This window comes from Syntrophomonas curvata (genome assembly GCF_052976825.1).
Window position 1 is genome coordinate 1,896,234 of the sequence record NZ_CM129641.1, and the last position, 22,569, is coordinate 1,918,802.

At 50.0% G+C, this 22,569-nt stretch carries 20 protein-coding genes; 2 read left to right on the forward strand and 18 right to left on the reverse strand.

Features of this window, described 5'->3' with window-relative positions:
* Window positions 1-107 precede the first annotated feature (107 nt).
* From ACU70B_RS08450 to ACU70B_RS08465, 4 genes are all read right to left on the reverse strand, one after another.
* On the reverse strand, window positions 108-710 hold the full coding sequence (locus ACU70B_RS08450) for a dipicolinate synthase subunit B (RefSeq protein ID WP_447183129.1): 603 nt from the start codon (window positions 708-710) through the stop codon (window positions 108-110).
* A 15-nt stretch (window positions 711-725) separates the two neighbouring features.
* Window positions 726-1,640 (reverse strand): dipicolinate synthase subunit DpsA, encoded by a 915-nt coding sequence (gene dpsA / locus ACU70B_RS08455; RefSeq protein ID WP_447183130.1) that lies wholly within the window; start codon window positions 1,638-1,640, stop codon window positions 726-728.
* Between the two features lie 191 nt (window positions 1,641-1,831).
* Window positions 1,832-2,632, reverse strand: a complete 801-nt coding sequence (dapB, locus tag ACU70B_RS08460) for a 4-hydroxy-tetrahydrodipicolinate reductase (protein ID WP_447183131.1) — start codon at window positions 2,630-2,632, stop codon at window positions 1,832-1,834.
* Between the two features lie 71 nt (window positions 2,633-2,703).
* Window positions 2,704-3,147, reverse strand: a complete 444-nt coding sequence (locus ACU70B_RS08465) for a hypothetical protein (protein WP_447183132.1) — start codon at window positions 3,145-3,147, stop codon at window positions 2,704-2,706.
* A 178-nt stretch (window positions 3,148-3,325) separates the two neighbouring features.
* Between ACU70B_RS08465 and ACU70B_RS08470 the strand changes: the two genes are divergently transcribed.
* Complete coding sequence (locus tag ACU70B_RS08470) at window positions 3,326-5,083, forward strand: Rqc2 family fibronectin-binding protein (protein WP_447183133.1); 1,758 nt, start codon at window positions 3,326-3,328, stop codon at window positions 5,081-5,083.
* Window positions 5,084-5,135: 52 nt separating this feature from the next.
* On the opposite strand, the gene ACU70B_RS08475 is transcribed toward ACU70B_RS08470, so the two are convergent.
* The 12 genes from ACU70B_RS08475 to lspA all read right to left on the reverse strand — a co-directional run bounded on the left by ACU70B_RS08475 (window position 5,136) and on the right by lspA (window position 17,649).
* Entirely contained in the window at window positions 5,136-5,435 is a 300-nt protein-coding gene (locus ACU70B_RS08475) for a hypothetical protein (RefSeq protein ID WP_447183134.1), read from the reverse strand.
* A 9-nt stretch (window positions 5,436-5,444) separates the two neighbouring features.
* A complete protein-coding gene (pyrE, locus tag ACU70B_RS08480) occupies window positions 5,445-6,020 on the reverse strand; it encodes an orotate phosphoribosyltransferase (protein WP_447183135.1) in 576 nt (191 codons plus the stop codon).
* A 1-nt stretch (window position 6,021) separates the two neighbouring features.
* On the reverse strand, window positions 6,022-6,744 hold the full coding sequence (gene pyrF / locus ACU70B_RS08485) for an orotidine-5'-phosphate decarboxylase (RefSeq protein ID WP_447183136.1): 723 nt from the start codon (window positions 6,742-6,744) through the stop codon (window positions 6,022-6,024).
* Between the two features lie 83 nt (window positions 6,745-6,827).
* Complete coding sequence (locus tag ACU70B_RS08490) at window positions 6,828-7,769, reverse strand: dihydroorotate dehydrogenase (protein ID WP_447183137.1); 942 nt, start codon at window positions 7,767-7,769, stop codon at window positions 6,828-6,830.
* 144 nt (window positions 7,770-7,913) lie between these two features.
* Window positions 7,914-8,696 carry a dihydroorotate dehydrogenase electron transfer subunit gene (locus ACU70B_RS08495; protein WP_447183138.1) on the reverse strand — a complete coding sequence of 261 codons (783 nt, stop codon included), beginning with the start codon at window positions 8,694-8,696 and terminating at the stop codon, window positions 7,914-7,916.
* 31 nt (window positions 8,697-8,727) lie between these two features.
* Complete coding sequence (gene carB / locus ACU70B_RS08500; protein WP_447183139.1) at window positions 8,728-11,952, reverse strand: carbamoyl-phosphate synthase large subunit; 3,225 nt, start codon at window positions 11,950-11,952, stop codon at window positions 8,728-8,730.
* Window positions 11,953-12,018: 66 nt separating this feature from the next.
* Complete coding sequence (gene carA, locus ACU70B_RS08505) at window positions 12,019-13,086, reverse strand: glutamine-hydrolyzing carbamoyl-phosphate synthase small subunit (protein ID WP_447183140.1); 1,068 nt, start codon at window positions 13,084-13,086, stop codon at window positions 12,019-12,021.
* Window positions 13,087-13,098: 12 nt separating this feature from the next.
* Window positions 13,099-14,397 (reverse strand): dihydroorotase, encoded by a 1,299-nt coding sequence (locus ACU70B_RS08510; RefSeq protein ID WP_447183141.1) that lies wholly within the window; start codon window positions 14,395-14,397, stop codon window positions 13,099-13,101.
* Window positions 14,381-15,322: an aspartate carbamoyltransferase catalytic subunit gene (locus ACU70B_RS08515; protein ID WP_447183142.1), complete on the reverse strand. Its 942-nt coding sequence runs from the start codon at window positions 15,320-15,322 to the stop codon at window positions 14,381-14,383. The genes ACU70B_RS08510 and ACU70B_RS08515 overlap by 17 nt, the downstream gene beginning before the upstream one ends.
* Window positions 15,323-15,448: 126 nt before the next feature.
* Window positions 15,449-16,000: a bifunctional pyr operon transcriptional regulator/uracil phosphoribosyltransferase PyrR gene (gene pyrR / locus ACU70B_RS08520; protein WP_447183143.1), complete on the reverse strand. Its 552-nt coding sequence runs from the start codon at window positions 15,998-16,000 to the stop codon at window positions 15,449-15,451.
* Between the two features lie 283 nt (window positions 16,001-16,283).
* Window positions 16,284-17,174 carry an RluA family pseudouridine synthase gene (locus ACU70B_RS08525; protein ID WP_447185735.1) on the reverse strand — a complete coding sequence of 297 codons (891 nt, stop codon included), beginning with the start codon at window positions 17,172-17,174 and terminating at the stop codon, window positions 16,284-16,286.
* Between the two features lie 22 nt (window positions 17,175-17,196).
* Window positions 17,197-17,649 carry a signal peptidase II gene (gene lspA / locus ACU70B_RS08530; protein ID WP_447183144.1) on the reverse strand — a complete coding sequence of 151 codons (453 nt, stop codon included), beginning with the start codon at window positions 17,647-17,649 and terminating at the stop codon, window positions 17,197-17,199.
* Between the two features lie 194 nt (window positions 17,650-17,843).
* Between lspA and ACU70B_RS08535 the strand changes: the two genes are divergently transcribed.
* A complete protein-coding gene (locus ACU70B_RS08535) occupies window positions 17,844-19,103 on the forward strand; it encodes a stalk domain-containing protein (RefSeq protein ID WP_447183145.1) in 1,260 nt (419 codons plus the stop codon).
* A gap of 843 nt (window positions 19,104-19,946) precedes the next feature.
* On the opposite strand, the gene ACU70B_RS08540 is transcribed toward ACU70B_RS08535, so the two are convergent.
* Together ACU70B_RS08540 and ACU70B_RS08545 are read right to left on the reverse strand one after the other, a co-directional pair.
* Window positions 19,947-21,605 carry a WD40/YVTN/BNR-like repeat-containing protein gene (locus tag ACU70B_RS08540; RefSeq protein WP_447183146.1) on the reverse strand — a complete coding sequence of 553 codons (1,659 nt, stop codon included), beginning with the start codon at window positions 21,603-21,605 and terminating at the stop codon, window positions 19,947-19,949.
* Between the two features lie 167 nt (window positions 21,606-21,772).
* Window positions 21,773-22,441: a TerC family protein gene (locus ACU70B_RS08545; protein ID WP_447183147.1), complete on the reverse strand. Its 669-nt coding sequence runs from the start codon at window positions 22,439-22,441 to the stop codon at window positions 21,773-21,775.
* Between the last annotated feature and the right edge of the window lie 128 nt (window positions 22,442-22,569).

Genomic DNA, 22,569 nt, shown 5'->3' on the forward strand with positions numbered 1-22,569 from the left:
GTAAAAATATCTGGTCTTTATTTTAGCACTAGCCCTTTTAATACTCAAGAAACCAGGGATTTAATAATGCAGCCGCCACAAAGGCGAGTCGACCCGGGGACTGCTTTTCAGGCCGGCCCTAACAGCACCGGCTGCAGTTGTTTCCCCTGCAGAGCGCAAACTACCGTATCCAGCAATTTATCCATACAGGCTACCAGGGAATTGGCTTTATTGACCGGATCGTCCTGTCTGAAGGGAACAAAGTATATATGTTTCATATTAATTAAAAGTCCGATGTTTCTTGCGTTAATACCCAGAGCATCATTAGTGGAAATGGCTATGACCACCGGTCTTTGATTGCGCAGATGGGCTTTGATAGCCATCAATGCCGGCGTATCAACTATTCCCGTAGCCAGTTTGGCTATAGTGTTTCCGGTAGCCGGAGCAACCACTACCACATCCAAAAGCTTTTGCGGGCCGATGGGCTCAGCCCCAACAATGGTGCTGATTATTGGTTTGTCACATATTCCATTAATCTCGTTTTTGAGGTCGCTAACCTGATAAAAACGGTTATCAGTTTCATTGACGGTAAAGGAGAGCACCGGCAATATCTCCGCCCCCTCGCTTTTAAGGCCCCTTATCTGGGGAATAACTGCATCCACTGTACAGTGGGAGCCGGTAAGTACAACCCCGACCTTGACACCCCTTAACCGGCTTTTAATTTCCTGCAAACTATACACCTCCCTTCAAGCAAAAAGCAAGCCTGTGTCCAGCCGGGTTAATTCACTTATAATCAGGCGCGGAATAACATCGGCTAAAATCTTGCCGGCATATACCGGGGCAACCTTGCCCGGCAACCCCGGGGCAAGTATGGCCTTAAGACCATAATCGTTGGCAGCCTCAAAATCAGTTCCCCCCGGCTGACTGGCCAGGTCAATTATAAGAACATTGGAGTTCGCATATTTTAATGTTTCCCTGTCGATAACCATGGCCGGAACCGTATTAAATACAATATCAGCATCATTCATTATTTCACGCAGGCCGGAAAAGTCAGCTCTTTTACAGCCCATTTCATAGGCCCGGGCCAACTGTCCCTGATTGCGGGCTACTACCGTGACATCCGAGCCCATAGCTTTTAATATTCGGGCCAGGGTAATGCCTACCCGTCCAAAACCGACTACACAGCTTCGGCTTCCATGAATGGTTATCCGGGTTTCTTCCATTGCTATCTGAATCGCGCCTTCAGCAGTGGGAATGGAGTTTAAGACGGCTATCTCATCCATATCAATAACCTCGATGAGATTAAACCCATAGGTAAGAGCCCACTCCTTCAGAAACGGCCGGGCTGAGCCAATCAACACCAGAGCATTTTGGGCAATACCGGCTACGGCTTTTTCAGTGAGCTTAAGGCTCCCTTCAGCATACACCGCTCTGATTACGCCATCAGTACTGGTTCCAGGCAGAGGCAAAATTACTACCTCGGCATCCTTGCAGGCCTCTTCCACGGTATAAACCACAAACGCACCGGGCCCTACCTTATCTTTTGGGAATCCTGCTACAACTACTGTGGCCCCCATTTTGACCAATTCATTGGTTAAAATCAGTTCCCGGTCATCGCCTCCCAATACCGCGATTTTTATTCCAGAAAGCGCAGAACTCACCCCTCATTCCTCCTTGTAAAAAAACTATGGCCACAATTAATAGCATTATATGTACATGGTATTAATGTGGTGCTTGTCTGAAAGGGTTGCTATCAGCATCTTATGATAGGAGACGGGGTTAGAGGCTGTCACCCCCGTCCCTTGACAACCTCTAACCCCGTCTCCTGGCAGGCATCCCCAACCGAGATAAATTACAGCAGATTTTCCATGCCGTAAACCAATCCCGGCCGGTTCATCATCTTTTTAACCACCATTACCACTCCGGGCATAAAACCGGCCCGGTCCATCGAGTCATGTCTGATTTTAAGGGTCTGCCCGGCCCCGCCGAATATAACTTCCTGATGGGCAATCAAACCGGGCAGACGGATACTATGGATTCTTACCTGGTCAACATTACCGCCCCGGCAGCCGGCTATCTTTTCATACTCCCTAATATTACGCGGAGCCCGGCTGCTCCGACTTTCGTTAATCAGTTCGGCCGTCTTGATGGCTGTTCCTGAAGGAGCGTCCATTTTCTGGTCATGATGCAGCTCAATTATCTCAACGTCAGGGAAATACTGGGCCGCTTCCCGGGCAAATTTCATCATTAAAACCGCGCCAATAGCAAAATTCGGTATTATAGCCAGCCCAGTCCGGTTATCTACGGCCAGTTTCTCCAACTGCCGCAGTTCAACTTCGTTAAGCCCGGTGGTGCCTATAACGCAGGTGATTTTGTTTTTGAGGGCGGTACGGGCGTTATTAAAAACCGCCTGGGGGTTGGTAAAGTCAATCATAGCCTGGGGCCTGGTTTTTTCAATCACCCGATCCAGGTCGTTCTCAATCTTTACATCCAACTCTTTTAACTCGCTCAACTGGGAAAGCTTTTCCCCCTTGGCCCTTATGTCTACCAAACCAACCAACTGCATATCCTCATCGCCGGCTATCGCTTTTGCCGTTTCCAATCCCATCCTGCCCAGCGCACCGGTTATAATAACTCTGATCTTTTCTGCCATAAACTTTGCCTCCCCTTTATCTCCTAAATGATAGTTTATATATTTTTCAATTACAGTCAACATAGCTGCAGTCAGAGCTTATTGTATTCCCGGGCCTGTTCGATGACATATTTATCGATTTCCTGCATTACCCGGCGCTCGGTGAAGCTCAACCAGTTCTTATGCTTTCTTCCCCGTTCAATTATTTTAATGAAATTCTCTATATGGGCCCCTTCCTGCCTTATCTTGCTGATCAGATCTTCCCCGCTGCTGAACTGATATAGCTTTTCCAAATCCTCTATCATTTCTGTAGCCCCATTATTAATAACAATAACCGCTGCCTGTTCCAGCAGCAGATGTTTTTCCAGATCATACCGGAGAAATTCCTGAATCAACTGCCAGCGTCTGTCACCCCGAATCATCAGAATCTTGGATGCCAGTTCCTTTTTGCAGTTCTCAATAACCAGCACCTGTTGGATAACACCCCTATAAAGTCCGCTTACACTGTCATTATCGTCTCTGCCATTTCCATTCATTAATAAATCACCCCAAACGTCTACCCCTATTTTAACTTTTCAAACGTTAATTATGTGAGCAACATGGAAAATTGATATATTTTAATTACCCCGGCGTTGGTACTGTTTGTCATGACAGAGTTCTAATGCTATACTTTTGCTGTTACTCTTTCAGGGCCGTTTTCAGGGAGGTGCGTTTATGCCTTTTGACGGATTTGCTATCCGGGCCGTATGCCAGGAATTAAACCACGAGTTGTCTGACGCCCGCATAGACAAGGTATATCAACCGGAAAAGGACGAGATAATGTTTTCCATACGGGCTCCGGGCAGTAAAGCCCTGCGTTTGCTGATATCCGCCAATGCCCGCTGGGCCCGCATGCATACCTGTGAGCGGAAAAAAGCTAATCCCACTCACCCTCCGGCCTTTTGCATGCTGCTGCGCAAATACCTGGAGGGCGGAAAAATCAAAGCAATCAAGCAGCTTGATTTTGAGCGCATAGTACATATATATATCGAAGCTCTGGATGACTTTCGGGAATGGAAGACCCGGGTTTTAATCTGCGAGTTTATGGGGCGTCATTCCAACATAATCCTGGTCAATCCTGAAAACAATGTTATCCTTGACGCCATTAAAAAATACGGCAGCGACCTTAGTTCATACCGGGAAGTCTTGCCCGGCAAAACCTATGTCAGCCCGCCCGACCAAGGCAAGCTCAACCCGCTTATCTGTTCCTACGATGAATATGTACAGCGCATGTGGCAGCAGGATAACGAATCTTCCCTGTCATCTTGCTTATTCAGTGTTCTCAGCGGTATCAGCCCCTTTACCGCCCGGGAGCTATGCATGACTGGCGGTATTAATCCCGATATGCCGGTGGAAGAATGCGGAGAATATGAATTCAGCACCGTTTTCAAGCAGATCGAACGTATTCTTGATGCCGTAGACAGCGGTCAGGCTGAAGTAGGGATACTCCTTAAGAAGCAGCAGCCCTGGGAATTTATAATAGCTCTGCCCTTCCTGCCGCCAGCCCACCCCAGCACCATGGTTTACCCGTCGGTTAATAATGGAGTTGACGCCTATTACCAGCAACGCCTGGATACCATTCGGCTTGAATCCAGCAAGGCTAATATCAACCGCATCATTAAATCTTATCTTGACCGCGCTTATCGTAAAAGGTTGCTTCAGGAAGGTGACTTGAACCGGGCCCATGACAACGAAAAGTACAAAACCTGGGGTGAACTTCTGACCTCTTATGCCTACCAGTTCAAAAAAGGAGATAAAAAAGCGGTATTGGCAGATTTCTATAGCGGAGAACCCGTCGCTATAGAGCTGGATCCGCGCTACACCCCCATCCAGAATGCCCAGAGATATTTCAAGATCTACAATAAAAGCCGCTCCGCCCTAAAGCACCTGGAGGATTTGATGACCAGGAACCAGCAGGAAATCGACTACCTGGAATCGGTTCTGGTAGCAATAAGAGAGGCCGAAAGTACCATGGAATTGGACGAGGTGCTGGAGGAGCTGACCAGGGAAAATTATATCAAGCAGCCGTCCCGCGACAAGACGCGCCCGTATCGCAGCGAGCCCCGTCTATATATGTCTTCCGACGGCCTGGAGATTATGGTGGGGAGAAACAACCGCCAGAACGATAACCTGACCTTAAAACAAGCCCGGGGAAACGACCTGTGGCTGCATGCTCAAGCTATACCGGGAACCCACGTTATCGTTAAATTGCCTTCAACCTGTTCATCCATAAGCCAGGTCCCCGACCGCACCCTGGAGGAAGCCGCCAATCTGGCCGCCTATTTCAGCAAGGCCCAGAACTCAAGCAAGGTAGCGGTTGATTACACCTTCCGGGCCCATGTACGCAAACCCTCCGGCGCCAAACCGGGTATGGTCATTTACGACAATTACTGGACCGTCATGGCCAATCCGGGAGAGGCCAAAATTGAATAAAGGAAGGGGTTATGGCTGCTTCTTTTAAGGCATGGCCATAACCCCTCAGGCGCTATAGGATTTCTACTGAACCGTCCGGGTTTTTCCGGACTTTAGTGTCGCTTTCCAATATGTAAACCTTGTGGTTTACCGTATCTATGGCAATATCCCGGTTAATCAGGGTGGCGGCTTCTTCCCGGGTCACCAGAGTGCGGATCTGCACCCCGTTATCATATAGTTGAATGGTCAGTTCCCCGTTTTCCCGTTTAATAACTTCATGCCGGTGACGCGTATAGGGTTTTAAAAAAACATATTCATAACCGCCCTCGGCAAATTGCATCTCCTGTCCATTCAGAAAGACCCGCAACGCCATACCCCTCTCCTAACCGCGGCTGCCAGGCTTGACTACCGGAAGTTTGCCCCGAGCGCAAAGGGGGCAATCGTCGGCTGCCCAGGCACGAATATCCATGGTCAGAACCGCTTCCTGCTTCACCCCAAAATCCACCGTACCGTTGCTTCTATCCACCAGTACGCCGACCCCTACCACCTGGGCGCCGAATTTCTCCACCACATTCATTACTTCCCTGACCGAACCACCGGTGGTCACTACATCCTCAACCACCAAAACCCGCTGTCCTGCATCCATCAGAAAGCCTCTTCTCAATACCATTTCCCCGTCCAGTCTTTCGGTAAATATGGCCGGTACATCAAGCTGCCGGGCTACTTCATAAGCAACAATTATTCCGCCCATGGCGGGGCCGATAACCAGTTCTATATTATCATCGCGGAATTTATCCGCCATCTCCCGGGCCAGTTTTTCCGTATACCGGGGATACTGCAATACCTTGGCGCACTGCATATACTGGTCGCTATGCAGGCCGGAAGTAAGGAGAAAATGACCTTCCATCAAAGCGCCCGAATCATAGAATACTTTTACCACTTCTTCAGGTTTAAGCAAATTATAACGCCTCCATTTCTTCGATTATCATCTGAGCCGCCTCAATTGGATCAGCAGCCTTCAGGATAGGTCGGCCGATCACCATATAATCCGCCCCCATTCTAAGGGCGTCAGCAGGGGTGGTTACCCTTACCTGGTCGTTCTTTTCCGACCAAGCGGGACGAATTCCGGGAGTAACAATCTTAAAATCACTGCCGCAGGCGGCTCTTATGGCCTCTATTTCCCGGGGCGAACAGACCACGCCATTAATTCCGGCATTCTTAGCCATAAGCGCCCATTTTACTACTACTTCTTCAATTTTTGACCCGGAAATGAACATTTCCTCTTCCAGTTCCTGCTGACCAATGCTGGTAAGTACTGTAACCGCCAGCAAAATAGGGGCTTGACTGCCCAGGCGTTCTGCTTCGTCTTGCACACTGCCGGCGACACTTTCAAGCATTGCCCTGCCGCCAGCGGCATGGACATTGAACATATAGCAGTTCAACCTGGTCATAACCCGCCCGGCCGCCGCTACCGTGTTGGGAATGTCGTGAAACTTCAGGTCAACAAATACCCTGCCTCCCAGGTCATTAATTTTGCTTACGATAGAAGGACCACTGCTGTTAAAAAGCTGCATGCCCACCTTGAAGGCGCCGACATAGGGAGTCAGTTCACGCACAAATCCCAGCGCTTCGGCTTCGCTATCCACGTCCAGAGCCAGAATAATACGATCCTTTGCCTGCAATTATTCTTCCTCCTCCTAGCATTGATTATAAAAGCCGCATAAAACAATATTAGTCCTTAATATGGTAAAAAATCAACTGTCAATTATTGAGCCGCGGCTCCACGCAGTTCATCAATACTTTTTATATTGTGTTCAATAAAATATCTTTTTAAATCCTGAACCAAATCACGGGCCAGGCAGGGGTTAACAAAATTGCCGGTGCCGATTGACACCGCCGATGCCCCAACCATAATGAACTCCAGGGCATCTATATAATTCATTATTCCGCCTCCGCCCAGAATAGGCAGCTTAACTGCCTTATAGACCTGGTAAATCATGCGCAGGGCGACCGGCTTGATAGCCGGGCCCGACAGACCTCCGAAGATGTTGCCCAGAACCGGTTTCCTTCTCTCTACATCCACGGCCATCCCCATCAAGGTGTTAATCATGGACAGAACGTCGGCACCTCCGGCTTCTGCGGCCTGGGCTATGGCCACTATATCACTTACATTAGGCGAAAGCTTGGGCATAACCGGAATGGAAGTCTCTTCTTTGACCGCTTTTACCACCTGATAAACCATATCCGGATCTACCCCAAACTGCAGTCCTCCCTCTTTCACATTGGGACAGGAAATATTCATTTCCACACCTGCTATCCCCTGGCTGCCCTCCAACATCGCCGCCATACGAGCGTATTCTTCCATAGTATTGCCGGCGATATTGGCAATAACCGTAACTCCCAGATCCCGCAGACAAGGCAGGTATTCTTGCAGGAAAACCTCTACCCCGGGATTCTCCAGACCGATGGCATTTAACATTCCGGCGGGAGTCTCAAATATGCGGGGCGGAAGATTGCCGCAGCGCGGTTCCAAAGTAGTGCCCTTAACGATAACCGCACCAATATCCGCTATATCAATAAACCCCTCGTACTCGCTGCCGTAGCCAAAAGTGCCGGAAGCTACCGCTACCGGGTTCTTCATCATGATGCCCCCCAGGTTGACCGACAAATCCAGTTCCTCATCAGGAATAAACACTTCCTTACGCAAAAGAACCCCTCCATTAGATTTAACTAAAACTTTACACAACCCTAACCCTGGGTTAAAAAGTGTAGTTTATACTGATAATGTTGGCAAAAATTTAAGGCAATTTACCGTACAAAAGAATGGCCTCGGGGGTCATTCTTTTGCTTTTTAAAACTCAATTTCTTCCATCCCGAAGACCGGCCCGTCTTTGCATATCTTCTTATACTGGGCATCACTGCTTTTCAGCTTGCGGGCACAGCCCAGGCAGGCGCCGACCCCGCAGGCCATATACTCCTCCAGCGAAACTTCGCCGGCGATGCCATTCTGCCGGGCAATCTCGCTCACCCGGGCCATCATTTTTTCCGGGCCGCAGCAGTAAACAAAATCAATATCAGCCGGGTTGACCTTTTTCAGCAGCAAATCGGTAACCAGTCCCTTGTAGCCGGCACTGCCGTCCATGGTAGAAGGCAGAAACTCGACTCCGATTTCCCGTAGTTTTCCCAGAGCCACCAGTTCCCTGCGACTCTCGACCCCATGGATAACCTTGACCTTGGATCCCTGCTGCTGCAGAACCCGGGCCAGGTAAACCAAAGGAGCTATACCCACCCCTCCCCCGACCAGCAAAGCGGTTCTACGGGGAGAGAGCAGGGAAAAACCGCGTCCCAGAGGCCCCATGGCATCCACATATTCCTTGGGGCGGATCCGGGTCAAAAGACTCGTCCCTTTACCAACCACTTTATAAAGCAGAGTAATGCTGCCCAGCTTTTTATCCACATCATAGAGACTTAGCGGTCTGCGCAAAAGCGGATTATTATCCAGCGCCGAGCGGATATGAACAAATTGGCCCGGTACACAATCCGGTGCAATGGCAGGTGCGATAAACTCCAGTTCGTACATACTGCGGCTTACCTGAATGTGCCTCACAACCAGTCCGTTTTCTACAAAAGGCATGAGTATCCTCCGATCTTGAATCTATTCATACTTATCTGGCGGCCTTGAACTCTGCCAGGTAGTCCTGCAGAGATTTAACCTCCATAGCAGCCATGTGCTCCCCTTCCCGGATCACTTCCTGCATAACCTTCAAGGTATCCAGTGAAGTCAGGCAAGGTACGTTTAACTCTACCGCCGCCCGGCGGATATGAAAACCATCACTGAAGGGTTTGCGGCCATGAGTCAGGGTGTTGACTACAAAGTCCACCTTGCCGTCGCGAATCAGGTCAACAATATTGGGGTGTCCTTCCTTGAACTTGTTTACCCTCTCTACTTCTACCCCGGCCTTACTGAGGGCGGCTGCAGTTCCTTCCGTTGCCAGCAGCTTAAATCCCATACCGGCAAATGCCTTCAAAATGGGTATGGCTTCTTCTTTGTCCTTATCGGCAATAGTTGCCACGATGGTACCCTCTACCGGTACTTCTACCCCTGCTGCCAGAAGTCCTTTATAGAGGGCGGTTTTCAAAGACCGGTCAATACCCATGACTTCACCGGTGGATTTCATTTCCGGCCCCAGGGTAATGTCCACCTGTTCCAATTTGTTAAACGAGAACACCGGCACCTTGACCGCATAATAATCAGGCTGGGGCTGCAGACCGCCCCGGTAGCCATGATCGGCCAGACTGTGGCCTAATATTATTTCTGTTGCCAGCTTAACCATCGGGATACCGGTGACCTTGCTGATAAAGGGTATGGTGCGGCTGGAGCGGGGGTTTACTTCTATCACATAGAGCTCGTTATCATATTCTACAAACTGGATATTTATTAATCCCTTAACCTTCAGCTTCAGCGCCAGCCTGGTGGTATAGTCGATAACCTTATCCCTTATCGTCCGGCTCAAATCATAGGCCGGGAAGACTGCCATACTGTCTCCCGAGTGTACCCCCGCCCTCTCGATGTGCTGCATGATACCAGGTATCAGCACCTCGTGACCATCACAGACGGCATCCACTTCAATCTCCTTGCCCAGCAGGTATTTATCCACCAGCACCGGGTGGTCCCGGTTGATCTTGACTGCCATCTTCATATATTGCCTGATTTCTTCCTCGTTGTAAACAATCTCCATGGCCCGGCCTCCCAGCACGTAGGAGGGACGCACCAGTACCGGATAGCCGATACCGGCAGCGGCGGCAACCGCATCCTCAACCGAAAATACGCTCTTTCCCGGCGGGCGAGGTATGCCAAGCTTCTCCACCATGGAGTCAAAACGCTCCCGGTCTTCGGCCTGGTCGATACTATCGTTGGAAGTTCCCACAATATTGACTCCCGCTTTATTTAAAGGGTTGGCCAGATTTATGGCCGTCTGCCCGCCAAACTGGACGATTACCCCTTCCGGCTGCTCCTCTTCGATAATGTTCATAACATCTTCATAAACCAGAGGCTCAAAATAGAGGCGATCGGAGGTATCAAAGTCAGTGCTGACGGTTTCGGGATTATTGTTTACGATAATAGCTTTTATCCCTGCGTCCCGAAGTGCCCAAACACAGTGAACGGAACAGTAATCAAACTCTACTCCCTGGCCGATGCGGATCGGGCCTGAACCGATAACCAGGGCCTTGCGGGCCAGCGGGTCATGCATCGCTTCATTCTCTTCTTCGTAGCAGGAGTAAAAATACGGGGTATCCGCATCAAACTCAGCGGCACAGGTATCCACCAGCTTGTAGGTCGGCAATATCCCCATGTCTTTTCTGAGCTCGCGGATGTCCTGCTCTTTTAAGCCTCTGATGACAGCAATCTCGCTATCCGAAAATCCCAGTTTTTTGGCTTCCTTCAATGTTTCTCCGTTCAGTTCCCGGGACTTAAGGCTTAAAGAAAAGTCGATAATATTTTTGATTTTCTTCAGGAAATAGCGGTCAATACGGGTAATATCCCATATCTCCTCAATGGAGAAGCCTCTGCTGAAGGCTTCGGCCACTATAAAAATGCGTTCGTCATCAGCTTCCTTGAGGCGTTCGCGCAGGGACCGGTCACTGCAGCTCAATAATTCCGGCAAGCGCAATCCCAAAAGGCCAATCTCCAGAGAGCGGATCGATTTTAAAAACGCCGCTTCAAAGCTGCGGTCAATAGCCATTACTTCGCCGGTAGCCTTCATCTGGGTCCCCAGGCGGCGATCCCCGAAAACAAATTTGTCAAAAGGCCAGCGCGGAACCTTAAGCACCACATAATCAATAGCCGGCTCAAAGCAGGCCGTGGTTTTGCCGGTGACCGCATTGGGGATTTCGTCCAGATCGTAGCCCAGGGCAATCTTGGTGGTAACCTTGGCGATAGGATAGCCGGTGGCCTTGGAGGCCAGAGCGCTGGAGCGGCTTACCCGCGGGTTTACTTCTATTACATAGTACTTCTTGCTGAAAGGGTCCAGGGCAAACTGGACATTACAGCCCCCGGCAATCTTTAAAGCCCTGATAATCTTGATCGAAGCCGAACGCAGCATCTGGTACTCCTCATCGGTCAAGGTTTGGGCCGGCGCCACCACTATGCTGTCCCCGGTATGAATGCCGACCGGGTCGATATTCTCCATGCTGCATATGGTTATACAATTGTCACTGGCGTCACGCATAACCTCGAATTCTATTTCCTTGTATCCCGCCACACTTCTCTCAATCAAGGCCTGCCTTATGGGGCTGCTCTTCAGGCCCTTGGTAACAATTCTTATCAGTTCTTCTTCGCTGCCGGCATTGCCGCCGCCGGTACCACCCAGGGTATAGGCCGGTCTTACAATCAGGGGATAGCCCACCTGAGCGGCAAAGCGCAGGGCTTCATCCACCGAATGAACTATATCGCTTTCTGGAATAGGCTGCCCCAATTGCTGCATGGTGGTTTTAAAAGCCTCCCGGTCTTCAGCCTTGTGAATAGCTTCCAGGGGCATGCCCAGCACCGGTATCCCGGTTTCCTGCAAGACTCCCTCCCGATTAAGGGCCAGGGCCATATTGAGCCCAACCTGGCCGCCCAGGTTGGCGATAATCCCATCCGGCTTTTCCCTGGCCAGTATCTTTCTTACCACATCAACCGTTATCGGTTCCATATAAACATGGTCGGCTATGTTAATATCAGTCATGATGGTCGCCGGGTTGCTGTTCAGCAGTACTACTTCAATGCCTTCATCCTTAATGGCCCGGCAGGCCTGGGTACCCGCATAATCAAACTCAGCCGCCTGGCCGATGATAATCGGGCCCGACCCGATAACCAGTACCTTCTTCAAACTCGTGTTCAACGGCATAATATCTCCTCCGTAACGCACTCAATTCTAAACCGGCCTGTTCTTATCCGGCTAATATGAACACCCTTATGGCAGCATATTCACGAAATCATCGAGGAAAAATCCGGTTTCACTGTAACCGGGATAGCCTTCCGGGTCAAACTGCACTGAAAACACCGGCAGTTCACGATGTCTGATACCTTCAATGCTATTGTCATTAAGGCTTCTCATGGTAATCTGAACCAGATTACTGTCAAGCGAAGCTTCATCTATGCTGAAACCGTGGTTCTGGGTAGTGATATATATCCGGCGGTTATCAAAATGGCGGACCGGATGATTGGTTCCCCGATGCCCGAAGTCCAGCCGGTCAACACGGGCCCCCAGAGCCAGGGCAATTACCTGATGGCCCAGCCCGATGCCGAAAACCGGTTTCTTGTCCAGCAAGGAGCGGCAGGTCTCCACCGCGTAAGGGATCGCCTGGGGATCTCCGGGACCATCGGAGATCAGGACTCCGTCCGGCTTCAGATACAGAATCTCTTCTGCCGTTGCTTTAGCCGGCACTGCCATAACCTCACACCCTCTTCTGACCAGGGAATCGATTACCCCCCTTTTGGTGCCCAAATCTATCATGACCACCTTTTTACCGCCCCGGCCGAATTTCATGATATTGCGACGGGTCACATAGCGAACCAGATCACCCTTCAATTCCTCTGCAGCCATTTGTGCCTTTTTCACCAGCCATTTCTTTTTATCCAAGCAATCGGTAATAACTCCCCCCATAGCTCCCTCATTACGTATAACCCTGGTCAGAGCCCGGGTATCAACTTCGGTAAGCACTGCAATCTCGCTCTTATTCAGGAAGGTTATAAGGTCAAATTCCATTTCATAATGACTGGGAAAATCAGTCGCTTCCCGCAGTACCAGGCCCTTAACCGCAGCCGTCTGGGAAGCAAAACTTTTCTCATTGAATCCCACATTTCCCACCAGGGGATAGGTCATTACCACTATCTGGCCATAATATGAAGGATCGGTGATAATATCCTGGTAGCTTATCATCGCGGTGCTGAAGACCACTTCCCCGCTCGCCATGCGGCAGTCGTTCAGCAATTTGCCGCCAAACACCCTGCCGTTTTCAAGAACTAAATAGCCTCTCATTGCCATCATCTCCTAAGGTGTATTACCAAAAATTTCGCCTTCGCGGGCTACAACCGTCCCTCCCCGAATAGTCATCCAGGGCCATCCTTTAAGCTGCATCCCTTTAAACGGAGTATTTTTGCCCTTGCTGTAGAATTTATTTGGTTCAACCGTCTTAACCGCCCTGGGGTCGAGAATGGTTATGTCCGCAACCTTGCCCGGACTCAAGGTACCCCGGTCAAGCCCCAGTATTTCCGCCGGTCCGGTGGTATACAGGCGTACCATCTGCTCTATATCAAGTATTCCCGGCCCAACCAGTTTATCCATTATCAAAGCTACCGCTGTCTCCAGTCCGGATATGCCGGGAGCAGCCAAGGCATATTCACAATCCTTGCTCTCCCGGTGGTGGGGAGCGTGATCAGTGGCGATACAGTCAATAACCCCTTCCTGCAGGGCCTCCCTTAAGGCCATAATATGCTCCTCCGAGCGCAGGGGCGGGCTCACCTTGGTATCGGCATCATAACCGCCCACCGCCTCGTCACTTAAGATCAGATGGTGGGGAGTAACCTCACAGGTAACCCCGATGCCCTTTTCCTTTGCTTCCCGGATCAGTTCCACCGCTCCCCGGGTGGATATATGACAGATATGCAGATGCCCGCCGGTCAAATCGGCAAGCATTATATCGCGCGCGATCATGACCTCCTCCGCAGCGGCAGGTATCCCTTTAAGACCGTATACTATGGAATAATAGCCTTCATGCATCTGTCCTTCCCTTGACAGGTTCAAGTCTTCACTGTGGGCCAGAACCGGCAGTCCGAACATCTTGGCATACTCCAGGGCATTACGCATGACATCCGCCCGCATGACCGGCCTGCCATCGTCGGAAACCGCCACACATCCGGCTGCAACCAGCTCGGCCATCTCGCTCAATTCATTGCCCTCCCGGCCCCGGGTAACAGCACCGATGGGGAAAACATTGACCAGGCCGGTCTTTCGGGCCCTTTCTCGAATAAAGCTGGCTACGGCCGCATTATCGATGGCAGGCTCGGTGTTGGGCATGCAGCAGACGGTGGTAAAACCACCGGCGGCGGCAGCCTTTGAACCCGAGGTTATATCCTCTTTGTACTCCTGGCCCGGTTCCCGCAGATGTACGTGCATATCAATAAAGCCCGGACAAACCAGCTTGTTCTTGGCGTTTATAACCTGGGCTTCGCTGTCAGCCAGCCCCTTTTCCGCCGCTGCAATCCGGCCCTCTTCCACCAGGATATCCGTAACGGCATTCAGGCCGTTGGCCGGGTCTATCACCCTGCCCCCCTTAATCAGCAATCTCATCTTTTGAACCTCCCATCATCAAGAACAGAAGCGCCATGCGTACCGCAACCCCATTGGTAACCTGCTCATTTATGACCGCCGTATTACCATCGGCTATATCGCTGGAAATCTCCACGCCCCGGTTCATAGGGCCGGGATGCAGCACCACAACATCATCCCGGGCGCGCAAAAGATGCCGGGGAGTCAGCATGTACAGGTTGGCATATTCGTCCAAAGAGGGAAAAAGTCCGACTTGCTGGCGTTCTCTCTGAATACGCAGCACATTTATCACATCCACACCTTGCAAAGCTTCATCCAGGCTGTAATAGCTTTTTACTCCCATTTTCTCTATCTCGGGCGGTATCAGAGTTGACGGCCCCACTACCCGTACCTCGCAGCCAAATTTACTGAGCCCATATATGTTGGAACGGGCCACCCGGCTATGCAGTATGTCTCCCACTATGGCAACCTTCAGGTTATCCAGGGTGCCCTTTTTCTCCTTGATGCTGAACATGTCCAACAGAGCCTGGGTAGGATGCTCATTAGCCCCATCGCCGGCATTTATCACTCTCATGCGGGTATTGCGGGCTACATAATGAGGAGTGCCGCTCATAGCGTGGCGCATCACCATCAGGTCAAAGCCCATAACCTCGATGGTCTTGATAGTGTCCCGCAGGCTTTCGCCTTTTTGTACACTGCTGGTAGTTACCGCCAGATTAACCGTATCGGCGCTGAGATATTTCCCGGCTATCTCAAAAGAGGTGCGGGTTCGAGTACTGGGCTCATAGAAAACAGTAACCATGGCCTTTCCGCGCAGAGTGGGAACCTTCTTGATATCACGCTTAATAATGTCCTTCATGGGCATTGCCGTACCCAGGATGAGCTCAATATCTTCCCGGCTCAATTCCCGCAGTCCCAGCAAATCCTTCTTTTGTTCAAATCCCACTATAAAGCCTCCCCCTGATTCAAACTAAAACTAAAAAAGCCTTCCTTGCATCCAGCAAGGAAGGCGTGCCTGCTTCAGGTAGCTTATCCCTTGCCAGCCTCACGGGACCGGATTAAAGGGTTGCTATCAGGTATCTATTATCTCTTGTATGACCACCTCGTCCTTGGTATCAATCTCCTTAACCTGGACCGATATTACTTCCTGACGTGAGGTGGGTACATTCTTGCCGATAAAATCGGCCTTGATGGGCAACTCCCGGTGCCCTCTATCTATAAGTACAGCCAGTTGAATTGACTTCGGCCGTCCCAGGTCTATTAGCGCATCCAGGGCCGCTCGTATAGTGCGGCCGGTGTATAAAACATCATCGACCAGGACTACATTCATACCGCTGACATCAAAATCCACTTCTGTGCGGCGGACCTGGGGCTGGGATGAGAGGGTGGTCAGATCGTCCCGGTAAAGGGTAATGTCAAGTATGCCTACGGGAACGTTTACGCCCTCGATTTCCTGAATGCGGGCTGCCAGTCTCTGGGCCAGAGGGCCTCCCCGCCGACGGATGCCTACTACCGCGACATTATCCACACCCTTATTTCTCTCGATAATCTCATGGGCTATGCGGGTAAGGGCTCTCTTCATGGCCATCTCATCCATAATCACATTCTTGTCGCGTAACTGCACAGCCATCCTCCTAACACCAGGTGCAAAAAAGCCTGCCACAGGCCTTCGAACCAGAGCAGGCTAAACGTCAAGTTTCATCCTTGCCAGCCTCTCGGGGCCAACTTAAAGGTCTCAGTAGATTTTAAACAATCTCAGGGGAGATGTCAATCAGGACTCAATGTATACAAATTAGGCCGGGATATTATAAATTGCGCCTGTTTTCACGTTATCATAAACACCCCGGCACTATTAATTCCTGCAAAAAGTAAACGGTTGGAGAAATATTGTATATGATCCTGAAGCTTTAACAGCTTTTCGACTGCTGACGCAGGTAAGCCAATATCTCGCTGTAATACTCGGGAAACGGCGTGCTAAACTCCATATACTCACCGCTGCGGGGATGAATGAAACCCAGCAGATGGGCATGCAGAGCCTGGGAATCCAGATGGAAATGCTTCTTTCCCGAACCGTAGAGGGGGTCCCCCACCACCGGGTGCTTGATGTAGGCAAAATGCACCCTGATCTGATGGGTACGGCCGGTTAAAAGCTCAACCTTTACCAGGCTGTAATTATTAAAACGTTCCAGCACCTGATATCTACTTACAGCCGGCCGGCCGTCGGCCACTACCGCCATCTTCTTGCGATCCGTCCTGCTCCTGCCAACGGGTGCGTCAATAGTGCCCAGGTTTTCTTTCAGCATACCGTGCACTAAAGCAATGTACTCCCTTTTGATGCTGTGTTCCTTGATTTGTTCAGCCAGGCTGCGGTGGGCCCTATCATTCTTAGCCACCACCATTACCCCGGAAGTATCCTTGTCCAGACGATGCACGATACCAGGCCTGATCTGGCCGTTTATGCCGGACAAATCCCTGATATGGTGCATAAGGGCATTTACCAGGGTATAGTCCCAGTTGCCGTGCGCCGGATGCACCACCAGTCCCTTGGGCTTATTTATGACGGCCAGATCATCATCCTGGTATATGATTTCCAGAGGGATGTCCCGGGGTTCGATTCTTAATACCTGCGGTTCCGGGATTTCGACACTGATTTCCTCACCTTCGCGCACGCGATAACTGGCCTTGCGCGAAGCCCCGTCCACCAGCACTTTACCCTCACCAATGAGATTCTTAACCACCGAACGCGACAGCTGCTCCACCCGATCCGCTACCAAAGCATCGAGCCGCTCCCCGTCCATCTCTTCCTCAACAATAATCAGCTCAACCTCTGCCAATCAACTCACCTTTTTCATCACGAAACATCATTATAACCAGCAATATGGCTCCGCAGACAATAGCCATATCGGCAATATTGAATACCGGCCACCAGCCCAGGTCAAAAAAATCCACCACATAATTCAGGCGCACCCGATCCAGCAGGTTGCCTACGGCTCCGGCAACAATAAGCCCGGTAATAATCTGCATCCTATTCGGCTGGCGGTATCTGCTGTTAAAAATAATTAAAACCACAATAACCAGCAGAGCGCCAATCAGGAATAACCATGACCTTCCCGGCAACATGCCAAAAGCCGCTCCCTGGTTCTGCACATAAGTCAGATAAAAGACCTGATCCCACACTGCCCTGCTCTCCCCCGGATTAAAGCTATGTACTATCCATAGTTTTGACAATTGGTCAATCACTAAAACCAGAAGCATTGTCAACCAAAACCGCATGGAGACCTCCTCGGTAATCATAAAGTCTGTTCTATTTTACGTCAGAAAAGAAGAGAACACAAGAAAGGTCAAAGCCCTCCCCTTAACCGGCAATTCGTGATATGCTAAATATGGTTCCCCAAGCCCATCCACACAGAACAACCGCAAGGCATGCACATATCCAACGCAAAACTAAGGCAGGAGGTATTTACATAATGAAACGACTCTTCTCCACCCTGTTCCTGGCATTTATCCTGATTGCCGGCCAACCCTTGACCGCTCCGGTTCAAGGACAGGAAACCATCGCCGTATTGATAGACGGCTTGCCCTTAAACCTTGATGTCAGCCCGGTGATTCAGAACGACCGCACCCTGGTTCCTTTCCGGGCGATAGCGGAAGCTATGAACATAACAGTGGAATGGGATAATCAAAGCCGTACGGTAAATGCCAGCGACGGCAAAAATGCTGTTCGCATGCAGGTCGACAACCAAACCGCCTATCTTAACAACACTCCCACCGTTTTGGATGCGGCACCACAAATAACGGCCGGACGCACCCTTATTCCTCTGCGCTTCTTCAGCGAAGCCTTCAATTGCCAGATCGATTGGAACCCCGGGCTTAGAAAAGTAAGTATTATCTCGCCCTCTAAATCCATGACGGTAATAGGCTTTTATGCCCTGGGTGACAATGAAACCAGCAGTTGGACCAACCTCTTCGGGCAATCCTATCCTACCTCGGCTCCCGGTAATACCGATGCCCTATCGGAACTGGCCTTGGGATGGTATAGCCTGGATCAAGACGGGAATCTGCTCACCCAAAGCAGAACCGGCTGGCAAAAGCCGGAGGGGTGGGAAAAAGTAATGGAAGCGGCCCGGCAATACAACCTGCAAACAGAAATGGTGATCCACGTCACTGATGCCGATAATAGTATCTCGAATCTGCTCAGCAATCCCGACGCTATGTCCCGGGCAGTTAAAGCTATAAGCGATGAAGCCCGGCAGTACCGCGGAGTAAATCTTGATTTCGAGGGACTGGGCTACAACGACAGCGGGGAGCAGCTGAAACAGGTGCGGCAGCGATTTACCAGCTTTATCAATCTGCTCTCCCAGGAACTCAAGGTAAGCGGCAGCCGGCTTACTCTTACCCTGCATGCCCCCAACAGCGCTTATCCCGGTTATGACTACCAGGCCTTGGGCAAGATCGCTGACCGCATAATTATAATGGCCTACGATTACGGCTCTAAGCCCGAACCCATAAACCAGGTAGAGCAGGCGGTAAAAATGGCGGCCGCCTCAGTCCCGGCTCAGAAATTAATACTGGGCATTTCCGCCCCCAGCGAAACTGATGCCAGCATCGCTACTAAAATAGGGATAGCCAAGCGCTACAATCTCAATGGTATCGCCTTGTGGAGATTAGGGTTACTAAATGAAGGCATGTGGGAAGTATTAAGAGATAGTACAGAGGTAAAGCGGTAAGCATGAGGCTCAATTCAAACCAATCAAAGGGCTCTGCCGAGGCACAGGGGGGTGGCCTTACAGGCTTTACAGAAGCCATAAACGAAGCCTTTCCCCAAACAGAGATACAAGAAGTGTATTATCCAACAGATACGTAATTCTACCCTACCCGCTAAGTATCCTATAAGGATTTAAAAGCTTCTCGCTTGATAACTTTTCACACACTCTGCTGCCGTCCCCTGACTCAGGTGTCCCATAACTAAAAATCTGGTGTCAATTTTTTTGACACCAGACGATAAATACCGATCAAGGTACTATTTAAGATAGAAAAAATTTTTCTTTTCATCTTCTACACCCTCCTTTATGATTTTTTTAAAGACAGAATAAAGAAGTAGCCGCATACCGCCAACATGAATAATGAAAACTTTATCATATTGGAAAAGTTATGTGGGAAAAAAGGGAAGAACAGTAAAACGAATGCCAAGAACGCAATAGCCATTAAATATACCGGTAACATGGCGGTGTCTATTTGCCATTTCCCCGGGCTTTTTATTTGTTTTGATAAGTGAGCATAGGCATGATATACGAATAGAAGAACAAACACGTACAAGCGCCCTGTAAAAAAGAAAGAAACGAAAAGTAGTAATAAAACTATAATAGCTAACGGTATAGGCATACCAAAGCTCCCTTCCGCCTTCAAGGAAATAATAGCATAAATGGTAAATAAAAGATAGGGGCAATCAGGGTACGTCAGAGTATGTGAAAAGTCATCAAGCGAGAGACAAAAAAAGCGTGGAAAAATCGCATAGGCACAGGGGGACGGTTGAACCGTCCCCCTGTGCCCCTTCGCTTCTTCCCCTCTTATCAGGAGGTCTGCAGTATAGTGCCATAGTCGCCGCACGCCACGTAGGAGCCGCCATAAGCTACGCCATACAAGTCATTCTGGGTATCTGAATACTCGGGAATCCAATGCCACCCGTCATAGGAATTCAATATAGTACCTTCTTTGCCTACCGCCAGAAAATCAGGTTCTACAAAGATTACGGACTGCAATCCGAAGGGCAGGGATAAGGAAACATCATTCCAGGTCCTGCCATCTTCGGAATTCAGGATCAGGCCCAGGCTGCCAACGGCAACAAAAAGGCCCTGACCATAGCTGATGCTTTGAATGCTGTTGGCCGGAACCGCAGTCACTTGCTGGGTCCATTCCCTTCCATCCGGAGAGGTCAGTACGGTGCCTGAATTTCCGACTGCCACAAAAATTCCGTTCCCGAAGGTGATACCGAAAAGGTCGTTTACCGTTGGGGTACTGACCGCCTGCCATTCAATCCCATCGGCAGAAATGAGGATCAACCCTTTTTCACCAGCAACAACAAAAATACCGCCGGCATAAGCAACCGCAAACAACCGGTTGGTAAACGGGAGTTCTTGTTGAGTCCATTGAGTCCCATCCTTCGAACTCAGAAGGGTGCCCTGATTACCTACAGCTATAAACCGGTCAGCAGCATATTGTACTCCAAACAACGCCTGGTCAGTTCCAGATGCTCTGCTTTTCCAGGTAACACCATCAGGGGAACTGAAGATGCTGCCTTCGTTCCCGACGCTTACAAAGACACCGTTGCCATAGCCAACCGCCTTCAGATCATGATAATCTCCCGAGGTTTGCAGCGACCAGGCTTCCCCATTGCCAGAGGTCAAAATGATTCCACCTTTACCAACCGCTACCAATAATTCGTCACCGGCACCCAATGCCAATACATTCTGCAAATCGGCATCAGGCCCTCCGGCCCAATTGATTCCGTCCGGTGATGTTATATATACTCCCGGTTTAAGGGTACCGTGTCCTACAGCCACGAACTTTTCTGAACCAAAAGTTACAGCCTCCAGAGCAGCTCCGGTAGGAGCTTCCCGATTCGTCCACTTCTTACCATCCACGGATGTAACAATGGTTCCGTTGCTGCCGACTGCGACAAAAAGTCCGGCTCCATAAGCAATGGCATTAAGTTGGCTGGAGCTCGGAGCCCCCTGTCTAGCCCATTCCAGACCATCAGTGGAGGTAAAAACCGTATTGCCGCTGGCAATAGCAACAAAAATCCCGTTGCCATAAGCTACAGCACTGATCCAGTATTGCCCCACCGATGTGCCGGCCCAGTTTACTCCATCAGATGAAATCAGTATGGTCCCGCTCTGACCTACTGCTACGAATTTTTCATCCCCAAAAGTAATGGCATCAATCCAGGCTGAAGTACCCGATTTGCTCTCCTCCCAGACCTTGCCGTCGGTCGAGGTCATTATGCTGCCCTCTGCCCCCACGGCTACAAAAAGCCCGATTCCAAAGCAAACACCAGTAAAGTAACTGGTGCTGAAAGTTGTAGCGCTTACCCAATTGCTTCCGTCTCTGGAATTCATAACCGTTCCGAACTGCCCCACCGCCACAAAAAGCCCATCACCATAAGCTACAGAGCGTAAAGTATTACCTTGGGGCAACGGATTTCTCCATCGCCATTCGTTTTTGGTTTTCACATACTACACCACTCTTCATAGATTTATAAGTATAATATGCATAATCTGCCTAACTGTTCTCGGGGCTGGATTTCATATATGAAGCCGCAATCTCTTCATACACCTGTTTTTTAGCCTACCTATCAGGAATTGAAGTATGCGGCACGCTTGGCATTCTGCGTGGTGATCTAACAGGAATTCTGATTGATCCGGTTCTTAAAATACCCCAAAACCAGCACCCCTGCCAGTACAAGAACAGGAATAGTGATGCTGTAGTATGGTATAAACGCAGCCAGCTTTACCGCTATGATTTTATCGCTGACCATCATTTTTCCGGCGGTCCAGGCTAATACGGCCGCACCTAAGTAAATAATCGCCGGGTAGCGATCCATAAATTTCAACAGCAGACTACTGCCCCATACAATGATGGGTACACTAATGAGCAAGCCCATTATAACCATCCATACACTGCCATGCGCGGCACCAGCAATCGCCAGCACATTATCAATCCCCATCACTACATCAGCCATGATAATAATTTTAATGGCCTCCATCAGGCTGTTTGCAGTATCACACTCCACCTCTCGCTTCTCAACCAGAAGCTTAACAGCAATCCAGACCAGCAATACCCCCCCGGCTAATTGCAGCAGCGGTATTTTCAGTATATACAGCGCTACGGCAGCCAGGAGTGCGCGAATCGCCACCGCACCTGCGACACCCCAAAACATTGCCTTCTTGCGCAATTCTCCCGGCAGATTTTTACTCGCCAGCGCAATGAGAATGGCGTTATCGCCGCCCAGAACAATATCAATAATTACTATACTGAACAACGCAACAAATATCTCTGCAAAACTCAAACAGCACTACCCCCATTTCCTTATTTCTCATCCCACCTAAAGCCAAACCCCTCTTTATCCTCCAATCCAATTTATTCACCTAGAAGTAAATTTAATTGTAAACAACAAAGACCTTTGCCTCCAAATAA

Coding starts and splice junctions, on each gene's coding strand:
- dapB (WP_447183131.1), bottom strand. CDS start 2,632: ATGGCAGAAAAGATCAGAGTTATTATAACCGGTGCGCTGGGCAGGATG.
- ACU70B_RS08465 (WP_447183132.1), bottom strand. CDS start 3,147: ATGAATGGAAATGGCAGAGACGATAATGACAGTGTAAGCGGACTTTAT.
- ACU70B_RS08470 (WP_447183133.1), top strand. CDS start 3,326: ATGCCTTTTGACGGATTTGCTATCCGGGCCGTATGCCAGGAATTAAAC.
- ACU70B_RS08475 (WP_447183134.1), bottom strand. CDS start 5,435: ATGGCGTTGCGGGTCTTTCTGAATGGACAGGAGATGCAATTTGCCGAG.
- ACU70B_RS08495 (WP_447183138.1), bottom strand. CDS start 8,696: ATGCCTTTTGTAGAAAACGGACTGGTTGTGAGGCACATTCAGGTAAGC.
- carB (WP_447183139.1), bottom strand. CDS start 11,952: ATGCCGTTGAACACGAGTTTGAAGAAGGTACTGGTTATCGGGTCGGGC.
- carA (WP_447183140.1), bottom strand. CDS start 13,086: ATGAGAGGCTATTTAGTTCTTGAAAACGGCAGGGTGTTTGGCGGCAAA.
- ACU70B_RS08510 (WP_447183141.1), bottom strand. CDS start 14,397: ATGAGATTGCTGATTAAGGGGGGCAGGGTGATAGACCCGGCCAACGGC.
- ACU70B_RS08525 (WP_447185735.1), bottom strand. CDS start 17,174: ATGGACGGGGAGCGGCTCGATGCTTTGGTAGCGGATCGGGTGGAGCAG.
- lspA (WP_447183144.1), bottom strand. CDS start 17,649: ATGCGGTTTTGGTTGACAATGCTTCTGGTTTTAGTGATTGACCAATTG.
- ACU70B_RS08535 (WP_447183145.1), top strand. CDS start 17,844: ATGAAACGACTCTTCTCCACCCTGTTCCTGGCATTTATCCTGATTGCC.